This window comes from Alteromonas sp. AWJ4_197 (assembly GCF_056160285.1).
On record NZ_JBSWWW010000003.1, the window covers coordinates 433,744 to 448,696 of the forward strand.

Below are 14,953 nucleotides of genomic sequence, written 5' to 3' on the forward strand. Positions count from 1 at the left end.
GCAGCAAATCAATTCATCAAATTGCTACAATTGTTAATTAAAATCACGCACAAGTAATCACTTTCCATCAAAATTAACTTTTAGTTAACAGTAAATCAAGTGGCTTGACCAATTTTATTTAATTTTTTTCAAATTTGACTGAAAGCGGGTATTGAAGTGACATTTTAGGCAGTTATTCACGAATATAATGCGAGAGGGAAAAATAGGCCTTACCAAAGTAGTAGGATGAAGGAAGTATGATAGGAGATGTTGTGCTCCCGGAATGCTTTTAAAATAAGTATACAGACGACAGCGAAAACCCGCTGTATAAGCGCCGTGAAGGTTAAACGTTCTGATCCTGATGTTTAAGCGCTAATGAAATAGGCAGCGTTCATTCGCTGCCTTTTGGTTTTTAGTGTTCTTCATCCCGCAACGTAAGCACTTCGAACCCGGTTTCAGTCACCAGAATGGTGTGCTCCCATTGTGCTGAGAGCTTTTTGTCGCGGGTCACCACTGTCCAGCCGTCTTTCTTTTGTTTCGTCTTATAGGTGCCCTGATTGATCATCGGCTCTATGGTAAATGTCATGCCCGGCACTAAATGCATGCCTGTGCCCTTACGGCCATAATGCACAACTTGCGGTTCTTCATGCATTTCACGGCCAATACCGTGCCCGCAGTAATCCCGCACTACACTGAAGCCTTCCTTTTCCACATGTGACTGAATGGCATGACCAATATCCCCCAGCGTCGCGCCTGGTTTTACGGTTTCGATGCCTTTCCACATGGCTTCGTAAGTCGTATCTACCAGCTTTTTCGCAATGGGTGATACTTTACCGATGCAATACATTTTGCTGCTGTCGGCAATAAAGCCATTTTTCTCCAGCGTGATGTCCACATTCACGATATCACCTTCCCGCAGCTTCTTTGCCACCGACGGCACGCCGTGACAGACCACTTCGTTTACCGATGAATTAAGCACATATTCATAGCCATACTGCCCTTTGCTGGCCGGTCTTGCCTGCAAAGTATCAGTGATGAATGCATCGACGAAATCGTTCACTTCCATGGTGGTCATGCCGGCCTGAATTTCTTTGTTCAGTGCATGAAATACGCTCGCCAGGAGCCGGCCGGATTCGCGCATCAGTTCGATTTCCTGCGCTTTTTTTATCGATACATTACTCATGAACCAGTCTCACTGTTGATACGTTTTGCTGACGTTTTTCCTGTTCCAGAATTTGTTCATACGTAAGCGTGGGATTCTGCTCTGCAAGTCTCCCGATTTTCATCCAGAACTCTGCCTGTGAATTGATAGAACGCTCCATCACCACACTGTTTTTACGCACTTCTTCATGAAGTTGGTCGGAGATTTTGACAATGCCCATGCCTACACCAATAAAATATGATTTGCTACATATTGCTACACATTATAAGAAGAGTCAAAAGGAAGTCTGCTTAGTCATTCAAAGCCGTATTTCACGATACCTGCATTCGTCGAACCAGTAGTCATCCGGGTTCAACACTCTCTTCCCCCCAGCCTTGCTTTACCAGCCGGAAAACCGGCATAGTACTGACTTGAACGCAGAAAGATTGCGTCCCTGCCGCGATTTAGCTGATAATTTTTGAACGCACTAAATGACGGTGAAAAAGTCGCTGGAGTACCTGCTTTGGGTGTTATGAAGAAACTACTGGTCTGGTCGCTGGCCATTGTGTCGCTGCTGTTTGTCAGCGGTTTTTTATTTGTGAAGTTGTCGCCGTTATTTGGTGGTAAGCCTGATGATCAGACCCGGACGCGGATGCTGGCTTCCGATAACTTTAAAGACGACATTTTTGTTAACCGCCACCCTGTTTCCGACGATCCCGACAGCCCGAAGCCTCCCATGGGAAAGTGGCTGAATTCGGTTATCTTCCCGCCGGCGGGTAAGCACCCTTCCGGCTTGTTGCCGGCGAAATTGCCGGATTTTGCTGCACAGCAAACACCGTCGTTTACCTGGTTCGGACACTCCACCATTCTTATCAATACCGGTTCAATGACTGTGCTGACGGATCCTGTATTTTACCGCGCTTCACCTGTGTGGCTGATTGGCACACCGTATCCGGCGGATAAAGAGCTCACTATCGACGGTCTTCCGTATATCGATGCGGTGCTGATTTCTCATGACCACTATGATCATCTGGATGCGAAAGCCATCGCAGAGCTTGATAGTAAAACGGGTCACTTCTATGTACCTCTTGCTGTGCGTGCTCATTTACTGAAATGGGGTATCGACGACAGTAAAATTACTGAGCTGGACTGGTTCGGGGATGCCATGCTGAAAGACACGCGGTTTGTTTTTACGCCGTCGAAACATTTCAGCGGCCGCAAACCCGGACAACGCAATGACACATTGTGGGGTTCGTGGGTTGTTCAGGCACCTGAAGTGTCGGTATATTTCAGTGGTGACGGTGGCTACAGCCCCGATTTTGCCGAAATAGGAAAGCAGTTTGGTCCTTTCGATATGGCATTTATGGAAGACGGTGCTTACAGCCCCTACTGGCCGGAAATCCACATGTTGCCGGAAGAGTCCGTGCAGGCATCGCTGGATGTAAAGGCTGAAAACGTGATGCCAATTCACTGGGGTAAGTTTGACCTCGCTTTTCATGACTGGAACGAGCCGGTGATCCGGTTCACCAGGGCCGCCGAAAGCAAGAACCTGAATGTAGCAACACCGCACATTGGCGAAACTTTCACGCTGGACTCGCTGCCGCAGCAAAAATGGTGGTAATGACTAGTTGCTTACACTGGAAAAACATGTCATTAAATATTTTAAATGAACAAAACTATTGCGATATCGTTAGTCGATCTGCACCTGTACCCGAGACAAAATAATGCCACACTCCCCGGATGTTTCAGTTTCCATTATTAAATCAATTGATTCCGTACCCCATATTTTAAAACTTGTGGCTGAAAGTACCGGGGTTGGCTTTGTCTGTATCGCGCACGTAACGCCAGATAGCTGGACCGTTTGCGCCATACATGATGAAGTGGACTTTGGCCTTACAGTAGGCGGCAAACTGGATGTGACCTATACACTTTGCAACAGTGTAAGAGCAATGGAAAAAGAAATTGTTATTGAGCATGCGGACGAGGATCCGTTATATGCAGATCATCCTGTTCCAAAGATGTTTAACTTTCAAAGCTATTTTTCCTTTCCACTTCATGATGAACAGGGAAGATTTTTTGGCACTCTTTGTGGATTAGATAAAAAAGCTCTTGCTTTAAACAATGACAAAGTTTTAAGCCTACTAAGTTCATTTTCAGCCCTAATCACCAGACAAATCGAGTATGCTGCAGCATTTTCTGAAGCAAAATACCAGTGGCAGCACCAAAAAGAAGCTGTTCAATTGCGCGAACAAAACATAGCGATACTTGGTCATGATCTACGAACACCGCTCTCTACTATTTCCGTTGGATTAGATGTAATAGAAAATATTACGAACGAACCACAGACTGCGAAAGTAGTTAAAATGATGAGAGCGAGTACATTTCGCATAGAAAGATTAATTAGCGATGTAATGGATTTCGCTCATACCCGGGCTAGCCAGGGCGTTATCGTGCAACGAAGAAAGACGGATGAATTGGGAGACAAGCTTTCTCATGTAGTGGCCGAATTATCGAATAATTATCCCGCCGCGAAAATTACCGGCGACATTGTCATTAATGATGTGATCTACTGCGATCCGGATCGACTTTCGCAACTCTTATCCAACCTTCTGATTAATGCATTGATTCATGGTGAAGATGGCCGCCCCGTAACTGTTAGCGCTCAAGCTGAAAAATCAATGCTTTGTATTGAGGTGGCAAATTATGGCCCTACAATCCCGGTGGAAGCCATTGACAGATTGTTTCAACCTTTTTGGCGGCAAGAAGCCGGACGGGAAAGTGAAGGTCTGGGGTTAGGTTTGTTTATAGCCTCAGAAATTAGTAAAGCGCATGATGCAAAACTATTCGTGAGCTCTGAATCTTCTCACACAGTATTCTCTTTTCATATGCCGGTACTACCAGCTTCAATGACCACCACAAACGATAATCACTAAGTCTCACACAGCGTTATTAGTAAAACTCATTAATGCACAGTAATCCTTCGGGTCGATCTACCAGAGCAAAAATGTCACACTAGACGTTTTGCAATGAAAGCCTCATAGCCATGAAAATACATCGAATTAATCCCACCCGACGCTGGTCTGAAGTCACTGTTTTTAACGGTATTGCGAACTTCGTTGAAGTACCGGAAGACGAAAGCGCCACCACTATCGAAGCACAGGTAAAAGCCGTGTTTTCTCAGGCTGAAGCCATGCTGGCACTGGTGGGCAGCGACAAGTCCCGTATTCTTACTGTCACTATTTACATTACCGACTTTGCCAATGTTGACCGCCTCAATGCCGTATGGGACGAATGGTTTGACGAAGGGACAGCCCCCAGCCGCGCCTGTGTGAAAGTGGAACTGGCTGATCCGGACTGGCTGGTAGAAATGGCGTTTACGGCTGCAGCCGGTGAAGACTACCTGTAAATCCGCCACCCGTTTACCCTCTGAGTGGTGCAAATATGTACCACTTTCTTCCACAACTGACCCGTCACTTTTTTTGCAGTTCTGCTTTTTAGCCACTACGCTTTTATCAGGTACAGCAGGCGACCTATGCTCCCCTGCTTTTTGGTTCTGAGCACTGAAACTGATTTGACGTACATGAACAAAGCATTTGAAAATTCATCCTCTCAAACAGATCAGGAAAAGCAGTTTGAATCTGAAAAAATGGATGCAGTGGGCGGACTGGTCGCCGGTGTTTCCCACGAAATCAACACGCCCCTGGGTGTTAATATTGCAAACTGCACGCTGTTGATGGAACTGCTTGACGAACTCAAACAGGACTTTGACAACGGCGAGCTTGATACCGATAAATTCGCAGAGTTCCTGGAGACTTCTCAGGACATCACTTCCAGTATGCTGAAGAACATGCAGCGCGCATCGAAGCTGCTGACCAGCTTTAAGAAAGTTGCGGTTAAAAAGTCTGAAGAAGCCAGTCAGCTGGAGCAAGTAAACGTATCAGAACTGGTCACAGAATTTATCGCCTCCTATGAGCATCATTCTCAGAATAAAACCATTACTTTTATTCCAAGATTTCCACCGAAAATCATCGTTACCACCTACCCGGCCGTGCTTATTCAGATCCTGACGGCACTCACATCCAATGTGATGATCCACGCCTCAGGCCCGTGTCATGAGCATTGCAAAATTACCATCACCATTGCCCCCGCCGGCGACGGGTATCAGTTTACTTTTGCCGATGACGGTGTGGGGATCACCGAAGAAGAGCTCAAAAAAGTGTTTGAGCCTTTCTACACCACCAAACGGGGTGCCGGAAACGCGGGCCTGGGACTAAGTGTGGTGTACAACCTGGTAAAAGTAACTCTGGCCAGCGACATTTATAATGAAAGCAAACCGGAAGGCGGTTTTGTTGTGTCGTTCAAACTGCATAACCTGATGGCGGAGTAATCACTCCGCCTGAGGCTTTTTAATTCTTTTCCCGCTGCCGACCAGAATTAATGACAATACAGAGAAAAGAACACTACCTGCAAATGTCACCCTGATACCAAAATTGTCGAGCAACACCCCTCCCGCTGCAGCACCCAACAATATAGCGGCCTGAATAGCAGCAACAATAATACTACCCGCTGCCTCTGGCGCATCATCCACATTATGAGTCAGCCAGGTCATCCATCCTATCGAAAGGGCCGTATTGGCAGCGCCCCATAGTGCAAGCAAAAGCCCCACGAAAAGTACCGGTGCTTCAGGCAGAAGCAACCCGGTTGTAACCAGAGCCATAACCATTGGCACGCCCTGCAGAAAACGGACAGTGCTTGTTTGAGCATACCGGCCCCCGAGCCACGTACCTGCAAAACCCGCTATTCCAAGAACCAGCAACAGTTCAGTGAGCAACATTACATCAGCTTTGATGACAGTCTCTACGTAAGGGCGCAGATAGGTAAACATTGAAAATGCACCACACCATGCGCAAACTATTGCGCCGGTTGCCCACAAAAAAATATCGGCGTCTGAACAGAGCGAACAGCTCCGAAAGGCGTTGCTTCTGACCGGCAGGCATTGAGGGTAATGAAATCATCTGCCATAAAAGATTTACAGCAACTAGTGGCACCATTGCCCAAAATACGCCTCGCCAGCCAATGATATCACCAAGAAAACTGCCTAACGGTGCAGCAAAAGCAGCGGCAACGGCCTGTCCGGTGTACATGATTGCCAAAGCCTCAGATACGCTGTCTGCCGGAACAAGTCGCATAATGACTGCGGTCGCCAGCGACCAGAACCCGCCGACACAGATTCCCAGTAACGCTCTGGCCACCATCAGAGTAAGAAAGTCAGGCGCCAGAGCAATTAACATCAGTGAAAGCAGCATACACCCTGTCATCGCCAGCAATACCCATTTCCGGTTCAGTGTTCCTGCTACAGTACTGGTTAACAGACTGGCGACAACGGCAAAAAAACCGCTGACTGAAATTGCCTGACCGGCTTGCCCTTTGGTTGCATGTAATCCGTCCGCGATAGGGGTCAACAAGCTGACCGGCATAAACTCAGAGGCAATCAGCATGGCAACACACAGTGTCATTGAGAACACTGCACTCCAGTAACCGGCTTTGTTACTGTTATCGCTTTGATGATTTTTATTCATTACAACCTGCTCGATAAAATACATATTAATTATATTTGTGTTATTTAGAGGGAACAATTGGCTCACCGTCATCTAAACCATGAATTGATTTCATCAAAGAAGATGTTTTTTATGTTGGCACTGCGTACACTGGATGGCAGATTAGCGAAAGAGATAATGTGATGATCAGAGACGAGCTGGGCGATTTGTCACTTTTTATGGTGGTCGCAGAAGAAAAGAGTTTTACCCGTGCTGCTGTAACACTGGGCGTTTCACAGTCGGCAGTAAGCCACGCGGTGAGAAGACTCGAGGCTTCGGTGGGGATCCGCCTGTTACACAGAACCTCTCGAAAAGTGTCGGTAACCGATGCCGGTGAGAAGTTACTGGCTGCTCTGAAACCCGGTATCAGCCAGATCACTGCCAGAATAGAAGAGCTGCGGATGCTTGGCGATGCGCCCAAAGGAACGGTGCGGATTTCAGCCAGTAAACCTGCCGCCCGTTTTCTTTTGTGGCCGAAGATATCGGGTATTGTCCGGGATTACCCCGAAGTGAATATTGAACTGAACCTCGACAGCCGTCTGAACGACCTTGCTGCAGAACGTTTTGATGCCGGTGTCAGGCTGCGTGAATTTGTCAGCCCGGACATGATTGCAATAAAAATTGGCCCCGCTGTATCACTGGCAGCAGTCGCTACGCCGGAATACTTCCGAAAACATGGTGTCCCCGAACATCCCGACGAACTGGATCATCACGCCTGCCTGTCTTTGCGGTTTAATGCGCTGGCACCGGCCTATGACTGGGAGTTTGAAAAGGACGGTATTGAGATCGTAAAAAAGGTGTCGGGCCCGTTCATTTTCAGTGAGAGCGATATGTGTATTGATGCGGCGCGTGAGGGCCACGGCATTGCCTTTGTTACTGAACAGGAAGTAGAAAATGAAATAGAAAGCGGTGCATTACGCCGTGTACTTGCGGACTGGTGCCCGCCTTTCGACGGCTACCATTTGTGTATTTCCAGCAACCGGCAGATTAGTTCCGCCATGCGACTGGTTATCGACCGGTTGAAATATCAGGAATAAAGGCGCGGTGATATTCACTGTCACCCCGCCTGCAGAGCGTCTTTTTCACCTTCGATCATTCGCCATTGCGCTTCCACATCCCGCTTCGGAGAGTTACCAAAATACCGCGAATATTCTCGGGAAAACTGGGAAGGACTTTCATAGCCCACACGGTATGCAGCGTCCGAAGCGTCAATTTGTTCGCCTATCATAAGGCGTCTGGCTTCCATCAGTTTAAGGCTTTTCTGATATTGCAGCGGGCTCATAGAGGTGAGCAGTCTGAAATGATGATGGAAGGTGGATTTACTCATTTGCGCACGTTCCGCCAGCTCTTCCACGGTGTAAGATTGCGTAAAATGAGTTTTCAACCAGTCGATGGCTTTCGCTATCCTTAAACCCTGGCTCCCTGCTGAAATAATATGACGGAGCCTGTCACCCTGCTCCGAATTCAGAACCCGCCAGTAAATCTCTTTTTTAATCAGCGGAGCCAGCACTGAAAGCGATGCCTTATCGTCCAGCAGACTAACCAGCCTGTCACAGGCATCGAGCAACTCCGGCGTAGTATTGCCAACCGACATACCACTGTTAGAAGAGGCCAGGGTTTTGGTATCTGCAGACGCTTGCATGAGCAGTTCGCTCATTGTGGTGAAATCCAGCCGCAGCGCCAGACCGAGATACGGTTCAGCACGCTCTGCTTTTAAAATTTGCGCCTGCGCCGGTAAGTCCAGTGAGGTAATTAAAAAGCGGTAGCGGTTATAATGAAAGATATCATTACCCAGCGCCATCCGTTTTTCACCCTGCACCACCAGCGCGATACTTGGTTCAACAAAGCAGGTTGTACACTCCGTCGGCGCATCTTTGCGATAAAAACTGAGTCCGGCAATGTCCGTGATCACATTTGACTGACCGGCGGTGTGCCGGCTTATCCGGTCAGCAAGTTTATCGCTGATAATATCGATGGCTGCAGAGTGAAGCATGTTTCTGATCCAGGGTGATAAAAAACGCTGTTTATAACGTTATTTTTAGCACAAGGCAGCCAGAAACGGATAACGTAATTGTCCGGTTTTATTGCCTGATTGTCCGGGGTTCCGGATTTTAGTTACTTTTAATTTCTGCAGTTGCTACCGATTATACTCTGAAAAGCATCAGTTCTATCGCCAGTAAAATACTGAGCGCTATCAAAAAGCAATATACATTCGGGTCGCGAACAACATTGCGAAACCACTGATGCAAACCTGAATATCTGGATTTTTTTATAGCCACGAGCATCATTTGCCTCCGCATTTGTCAGGTGAGAATAAATAAGCGCGAACAAATTGTCGCTTTTTCATACTAAGAAGCTAAATAACTTCCTGTCCTTGACATTTATCAATGCTGAAATAAAAAAATTACGCGCAATCACTAACCCTTTGTATTTAAAGGTACAGAATTATTTCCAGTCAGGATTTAACGTAGAAAGTTCTCTGCGGGTCTGCTCTTCGAGGATTTCCAGCGTTTTACCATGGGGAGCCGGACGACGGGTTTCTTTGTCTATTCGTACGAAAACGATATCGTCAGCCTGGCAAATTGACGTTTTGGTCGCTTTGTTCCTGACAAGGCAGCTCACGGTAATTGAACTGCGGCCTACGGCAGTTGTTTTAAGGCCAAACTCAACAACATCACCTTGCAATGCCGGACTGTCAAAGCTGATTGCGCCAATATGCTTGGTCACCAAGCTGTTTGTCTCTAGCTGACAAGCCGCGTAAATAGCGGCTTCTTCGTCAATCCATTCAAGAATACGACCGCCAAATAACGCGTTGGCATAGTTAAGGTCATTGGGCATGACCAGTCTGCGGGAAAGAAATCTCATTACTACCTCTTGATCTATTGCTATATTTTTATAGCATAAAGATCATCTCAGGTTTTGGCAATGTCAGAACCCGGGGATTTATCCTGCTCCAAAATAGTGCACAACGCCCCAATTAAAAACATTGACATATCATTATGTTTTAACATATTAATAACAAACATGGTGTGCAGGCGCGATTATTACGCGATTTTTGTGCGGTTATTCAGACTGGCGTAAATTATGCTGTAACCGGTCTATGTAAAGTTGGTGAGTTTGACAATTTCGAGCTCAACCTGAATGAGGTTTACAAGATGTCGACGATATTTATTCCCAAACACATCCGGCCGGTTCACTCGCAGCCAGCATACAGTGGCAGCGTGTTGTTCAATGATATGACACCAAACGAACTTGAACAACTAGACATGTGTGCAGAACAAACAAAATGTGGTTCAGGTGAGTACCTGTTCAGGCAACATGATCGTTCGGTTAATGTATTCAACGTTATCAGCGGCACAGTTTCCATAGAACGGGTTTCCAATAATGGCCGCAGACAAATTCTGGGATTTCTCTTCCCCGGCGACTTTGTTGGTGTAACCAGCTCACCGTGCTACGACTACGCAGTCCGCAGTCTGACCAAAGCTGAATTCTATCGCTTTAACCGCAAGAAGCTGTACGATCTGGCAGAAGAAATGCCGCACCTGAAAACGAATCTGACCGAGATTAACTCCCGAATTCTGAACCGTACTATTGATCAGTTATATATCCTGGGGCAGAAGAAAGCCCATGAAAGACTGTGTTTTCTGTTTATGCATCTGCTCGAAAGGCTGCCGGGCGCAAGACCTGACCGCATCGAATTGTATATGACCCGTCAGGATATTGCTGACTTCCTTGGCCTGACAACAGAAACAGTGAGCCGCTCACTGGCAAAGCTGAAGCAGGATAAGCTGATTGCAGTACCTTCGTTAAACCACTTGCAGATCCTGGATATGGAAGCGGTGAGCGAAATGGCCTCAACCTGATATTTCATTCCCTTTAAGCAGATGCAGTGTAAAAGCACTGCTCTGCTGCCCGCCTCTTTTTTGATAATAGTCATAGAGTCTGACGGACGGTCTTCATACTATCTAATACAGAAGACACCACTGATTTTTCAATTATTGTCGTTCAGGTTTTCCTGACCTGTGGTTAAAAATAAAAGACTGACAATGAATGACCCCGAAGACTGGAGTAACCTATGAAACAAGCTAAGCATGCCCTGCTTGCAGCCGTTCTGTCTTGCACGATGAGTGTATCTGCTATTGCTGCGGATGCTGAAAAAGGAAAAGCCAAAGCCACCATTTGCGCCAGCTGTCATGGTGCTCAAGGGATCAGCCCGAGCCCTTTATGGCCGAACCTGGCGGGTCAAAAGGCCCCGTATCTGGAGAAGCAACTGAAAGCCTTTCGTGACGGAACACGTAAAGATCCCATGATGGGCCCCATGGCGAAGCCATTGTCAGATGAAGACATCGCCAATATTTCTGCCTACTTCGCGGCTATGAAATAACACTGTACACTGCCGGGTCAGCAACAGACCCGGCATATTTATAAGCACTTATTTTTTCTATTTCACCAACGCGATCCGCGATTTTCCGCTCATTATCAGCAATATAACCGTAGCTAACAGAAACGGGCCCGCACGTTGTAATAGATCCCCGGGCGTATGCGGCATCATGCTGAACACAAAAGTAGAAAGGCAGCCTGCCAGCATTGCGCCCACTACACCGTTTTTCGCAATTTGTCTGCCCATGAGAGAGATAATAATAACCGGACCAAAGGCAGCACCAATCATATTCCAGGCAAAAATAACCCGGTCAAAAATGCTGCTTGGCAGCGAGATGGCCAGCATAACTGCGGCCGTTGCCAGCACAGTCATGGTAATTCTGGACATAAGAAGCGGTTTGTTTTTAATAAACCTTCCGGCACCGAGATCATGTACAACGCAAGCGGCCGCAACCAACAACATGCTGTCTACCGTCGACATAATGGCTGACAGCACGGCTGCCACCACAATGGCACCTGTGACACCTGGCAGAAGATCAGAGGTAAGCGCAAAGAAAAGGGTTTCAGGGTTATCCAGCTCTGGCAGAAGTGTTCGCCCTGCCAGTCCCAGCATACACATGCCGCCAAATACCAGCGCAAACCAGAACACACTCAATACGCTAGCCTGACGAAGAGCCTTTTTACTTTTTAATGCCATAAAACGGTTGAGTAAATGAGGTTGACCAAACGTACCAAGTCCCACTGCAATGCTACCTGCAATCGTACCCAGTGCCATCCATCCCGCGTTGGCTCCTGTAAATGAAAGCCAGTCTTCAGAAGGCGGGGAAGCAAGGATTGCCTGAAAACCCTCTGCGCCGCCTATGGCAATCCACGACATCACCGGAAGCAGAATGGCGGCAAACAACATGAGAATTCCCTGAATAGTATCTGTCAGACTTACCGCCCAGAAGCCACCTAGCAGGGTGTAAATCAGTATGATTGTGCCGCCCAGTAAGATACTGCCTGAAGAGGACATGGCAAACGTACTTTCAAACACATTACCCGCCCCCTGAAATTGCGATGACATATAAATGATAAAGCAGAAGAGGATGATCAGGGTGGCAATAGCCTTTATGCGGCTGGCATCGCTTTTTGAGGCACCGTCAGCCATAAAGTCAACGACCGTGAGATGACCTTTTCTGGCGGTGACCTCCATCAGACGCGGAGCAATCCAGAACCAGGCAATGGCTGCACCGGCGACGGCACCTGCAGCAACCCATACAGCGGTCAGTCCTATTGCATAAGCCAGACCGCTCATGCCAAGTAACGTCCACGCAGAAGCAGAACTGGAACCGTAGCTGATTGCCGCAACAACAGGGCCGAGTTGACGGCCACCCAGAAAGTAGTCTTCCTGGTCCTGATTCAGGTGCTGTGCCCACAGACCCACAGCAAGCAGGACGCACTTGTAAACAATTAAAGTGATAAGGATAGTTGTGCTCATGATGTTCACTCCCTGATGTGCACAAGGAAAAAGGAAGAAAGCGAGGCTTCTCCATCATGCTATTGCTGCGCGTCCTTCAGCGCTTTGATAATTGTCAGTTCTCCCGGCAACCCCTCCTTCAATAGTTAGGCGGAGGAGTAAAACGCGACTGCCGCGTCATCCAGTCAGGCAAGACCGGCTGGTAGGCCTGATTGTAATTAAATCCGTGCTGGACTTCAGACCACTGATTCACGTGCTCACCGCCTACAAACCGGATAAGAGACAAACTACCGCCCCGTGTACCAAACGGACCGTGAGGGATATGTGGCGGCCGCCAGAAGTAAGCGCCCGGATACATGGTCCCCACATGGCCGGTAAGGTCACCATGTAATTGATAAGCTTCTTCCGGCGTGGGATGCGACTCCTGCGCACCGTGAAAATTAACCGGGTGCGACTGGGGAGACGTCATAAATAAAAAAGTACGCTGACCTGTGACCGGGTCAATACGCAAATTCTTACGGGCAAACCCGAGGTGGGTCAGTTTGATGTCGTGCACGCTGCTGTCCCAGGACATCCGGTAAGTGTCGAGACAAGGTATCGCTTCACGTCCCTCTGCCCGTTCTTTTGCCCCGCCGGCATCCTCTGCCAGGGGTACCGGAGCGTGATCGAAGAAACGCAAAATCACTGCATCTTCAGGTACGTATAGCTTATTGCATTCGAATCCGGCAGGAAAGAAGCCATAACACCCCGGAGAATAAACAAAGTGATTAAGGTAAAAGCAACCATGTAATACATAAAACTCTTCGTTACAGGCCAGCGCATGCGGAGCCGGATTCTGATAGCCGGCAGGATACTTTTGCAGTTGTGTTCTGCCACCGCTGTCTGTGTCGATACTCAGCAACTTGCGCTCTGTACCTTCAAAGCATTCATCGTATTCCCAGGCTAATTCCTGAGTCTGTATAAATTCCACGTAGTCTCTTGCCATCACTTAACAACCTTATTTTTATACTTCATCAGTACTGTGCCACGGTCATTAACCGGCTGATTTGCGCCAAATCAAAAGTTATATTGATAACACATTAATAATTTTACTTGCTGACTAAGATATATTGTTATATCATTCATAATTATTGTCAGAAAACGGAAAAGACTGTGAGTGAAACTGCCGGAACAACGATGCCTTTAAAAGACTTAGTCGTCGTTGAATTTACGCACATGGTAATGGGGCCGACAACAGGTCTTGTATTAGCAGACCTTGGCGCAAAAGTGACCAAGATTGAGCCTCCAGGCGGAGATAAAACCCGTCGCCTGAAAGGCTCCGGCGCCGGCTATTTTCCGATGTACAACAGAAACAAGCGCAGTCTGTGTATTGACCTTAAATCTGATGAAGGCAAAGCCGTCGCGCAAACACTGATCAGCAAGGCCGATATTCTCATTGAGAATTTCAGACCCGGCGCAATGGACAAGCTGGGCTTTGGTTACGAAGCCATGAAAGTGCTTAATCCGGGACTGATCTACTGCTCTTTGAAAGGCTTTCTGAAAGGCCCTTACGAAAACCGCACCGCGCTGGACGAAGTGACCCAGATGATGGGCGGACTGGCTTACATGACAGGTCTGCCTGACCGGCCAATGCGGGCCGGTTCATCAGTTATTGATATAACCGGCGGCATGTTCGGCGTCATTGGTGTACTTTCGGCTTTGCATGAACGGGAAAAAACTGGCAAAGGCCGGCACATCACCAGCTCATTGTTTGAAACCACTGCCTTCATGGTAGGCCAGCACATGGCGCAACAAACCGTGCTGGGAGAAGAGCCGCCTCCTATGTCAGTGCGACGCAGTGCCTGGTCGGTATACGACATTTTCCATTGCAAAAATGATGAACGGGTATTCATAGGCGTCGTCAGCGACACCTTATGGCAAAAGTTCTGCGAAGAATTCGAACTGCATGATTTTGCTGCCGATGAAAGGCTGAGCAAAAACAACGACCGGGTTAAATATCGCGATGAGATTTTGCCTGTGATCAGTGCCATGTTCGCTGAACTGGATAAAACCACTTTGATGGCAAGACTGGAGCGGGCTGGCATTCCCTTCTCACCCATTAATAAGCCATCAGATTTGTTTGAAGATCCTCACCTGAACTGTGGCGGTTTACTTGAGGTAACGACCACAGAAGGTAAGACCAAACTCCCTGCACTGCCTGTTGAATTCGACGGCGAACGCACAGCACTGCACCACGATTTGCCTGCTGAGGGCAAAGACACGGTAGAAGTGTTAAGTGAAGCCGGATTCAGTAAAGAGGAAATAGAAAGATTATTGAAACAGGAAGTCGTCATTAATTAACTGTACAGCGTTCCCAAGCTTAGTCAGCCTTGCTGAAACAAGCACTCCCGAACAACA

At 47.7% G+C, this 14,953-nt stretch carries 16 protein-coding genes; 8 read left to right on the top strand and 8 right to left on the bottom strand.

Annotated elements, in window-relative coordinates; genetic code table 11:
* Positions 1-391: 391 nt before the first annotated feature.
* Both map and ACXAGC_RS08490 read right to left on the bottom strand, forming a co-directional pair.
* Positions 392-1,162: a type I methionyl aminopeptidase gene (gene map / locus ACXAGC_RS08485; protein WP_474844018.1), complete on the bottom strand. Its 771-nt coding sequence runs from the start codon at positions 1,160-1,162 to the stop codon at positions 392-394.
* Complete coding sequence (locus ACXAGC_RS08490) at positions 1,155-1,361, bottom strand: ParD-like family protein (RefSeq protein ID WP_303573285.1); 207 nt, start codon at positions 1,359-1,361, stop codon at positions 1,155-1,157. The genes map and ACXAGC_RS08490 overlap by 8 nt, the downstream gene beginning before the upstream one ends.
* A gap of 237 nt (positions 1,362-1,598) precedes the next feature.
* Here ACXAGC_RS08490 and ACXAGC_RS08495 point away from each other — a divergent pair, with 237 nt between their 5' ends.
* From ACXAGC_RS08495 to ACXAGC_RS08510, 4 genes are all read left to right on the top strand, one after another.
* Entirely contained in the window at positions 1,599-2,741 is a 1,143-nt protein-coding gene (locus tag ACXAGC_RS08495) for an MBL fold metallo-hydrolase (RefSeq protein ID WP_474844019.1), read from the top strand.
* Positions 2,742-2,844: 103 nt separating this feature from the next.
* Positions 2,845-4,053 carry a sensor histidine kinase gene (locus ACXAGC_RS08500; protein ID WP_474844020.1) on the top strand — a complete coding sequence of 403 codons (1,209 nt, stop codon included), beginning with the start codon at positions 2,845-2,847 and terminating at the stop codon, positions 4,051-4,053.
* A 110-nt stretch (positions 4,054-4,163) separates the two neighbouring features.
* Positions 4,164-4,526 (top strand): RidA family protein, encoded by a 363-nt coding sequence (locus tag ACXAGC_RS08505; RefSeq protein ID WP_303573281.1) that lies wholly within the window; start codon positions 4,164-4,166, stop codon positions 4,524-4,526.
* A gap of 174 nt (positions 4,527-4,700) precedes the next feature.
* Positions 4,701-5,507, top strand: coding sequence for a sensor histidine kinase (locus tag ACXAGC_RS08510; RefSeq protein WP_474844021.1), 807 nt, complete (start codon positions 4,701-4,703; stop codon positions 5,505-5,507).
* On the opposite strand, the gene ACXAGC_RS08515 is transcribed toward ACXAGC_RS08510, so the two are convergent.
* Positions 5,508-6,005, bottom strand: a complete 498-nt coding sequence (locus ACXAGC_RS08515) for an MFS transporter (RefSeq protein ID WP_474844022.1) — start codon at positions 6,003-6,005, stop codon at positions 5,508-5,510.
* Entirely contained in the window at positions 5,959-6,699 is a 741-nt protein-coding gene (locus ACXAGC_RS08520) for an MFS transporter (protein ID WP_474844023.1), read from the bottom strand. The genes ACXAGC_RS08515 and ACXAGC_RS08520 overlap by 47 nt, the downstream gene beginning before the upstream one ends.
* Before the next feature lie 161 nt (positions 6,700-6,860).
* Between ACXAGC_RS08520 and ACXAGC_RS08525 the strand changes: the two genes are divergently transcribed.
* Positions 6,861-7,754, top strand: a complete 894-nt coding sequence (locus tag ACXAGC_RS08525; protein ID WP_474844153.1) for a LysR family transcriptional regulator — start codon at positions 6,861-6,863, stop codon at positions 7,752-7,754.
* A 20-nt stretch (positions 7,755-7,774) separates the two neighbouring features.
* On the opposite strand, the gene ACXAGC_RS08530 is transcribed toward ACXAGC_RS08525, so the two are convergent.
* Both ACXAGC_RS08530 and ACXAGC_RS08535 read right to left on the bottom strand, forming a co-directional pair.
* Positions 7,775-8,710, bottom strand: a complete 936-nt coding sequence (locus tag ACXAGC_RS08530) for an AraC family transcriptional regulator (protein WP_474844024.1) — start codon at positions 8,708-8,710, stop codon at positions 7,775-7,777.
* A 452-nt stretch (positions 8,711-9,162) separates the two neighbouring features.
* Entirely contained in the window at positions 9,163-9,582 is a 420-nt protein-coding gene (locus ACXAGC_RS08535) for an acyl-CoA thioesterase (protein ID WP_474844025.1), read from the bottom strand.
* A gap of 290 nt (positions 9,583-9,872) precedes the next feature.
* On the opposite strand from ACXAGC_RS08535, the gene ACXAGC_RS08540 reads away from it, so the two are divergent.
* Positions 9,873-10,580 (top strand): Crp/Fnr family transcriptional regulator, encoded by a 708-nt coding sequence (locus ACXAGC_RS08540; protein ID WP_303573276.1) that lies wholly within the window; start codon positions 9,873-9,875, stop codon positions 10,578-10,580.
* A 212-nt stretch (positions 10,581-10,792) separates the two neighbouring features.
* Complete coding sequence (locus ACXAGC_RS08545) at positions 10,793-11,101, top strand: c-type cytochrome (RefSeq protein WP_474844026.1); 309 nt, start codon at positions 10,793-10,795, stop codon at positions 11,099-11,101.
* A 57-nt stretch (positions 11,102-11,158) separates the two neighbouring features.
* Here the strand turns inward: ACXAGC_RS08545 and ACXAGC_RS08550 are convergent, their stop codons facing one another.
* Together ACXAGC_RS08550 and ACXAGC_RS08555 are read right to left on the bottom strand one after the other, a co-directional pair.
* On the bottom strand, positions 11,159-12,577 hold the full coding sequence (locus tag ACXAGC_RS08550) for a sodium/proline symporter (protein ID WP_474844027.1): 1,419 nt from the start codon (positions 12,575-12,577) through the stop codon (positions 11,159-11,161).
* Between the two features lie 118 nt (positions 12,578-12,695).
* Positions 12,696-13,541, bottom strand: a complete 846-nt coding sequence (locus ACXAGC_RS08555; RefSeq protein WP_474844028.1) for a cupin domain-containing protein — start codon at positions 13,539-13,541, stop codon at positions 12,696-12,698.
* A gap of 167 nt (positions 13,542-13,708) precedes the next feature.
* Between ACXAGC_RS08555 and ACXAGC_RS08560 the strand changes: the two genes are divergently transcribed.
* Positions 13,709-14,896, top strand: coding sequence for a CaiB/BaiF CoA transferase family protein (locus ACXAGC_RS08560; RefSeq protein WP_474844029.1), 1,188 nt, complete (start codon positions 13,709-13,711; stop codon positions 14,894-14,896).
* Positions 14,897-14,953: the final 57 nt, after the last annotated feature.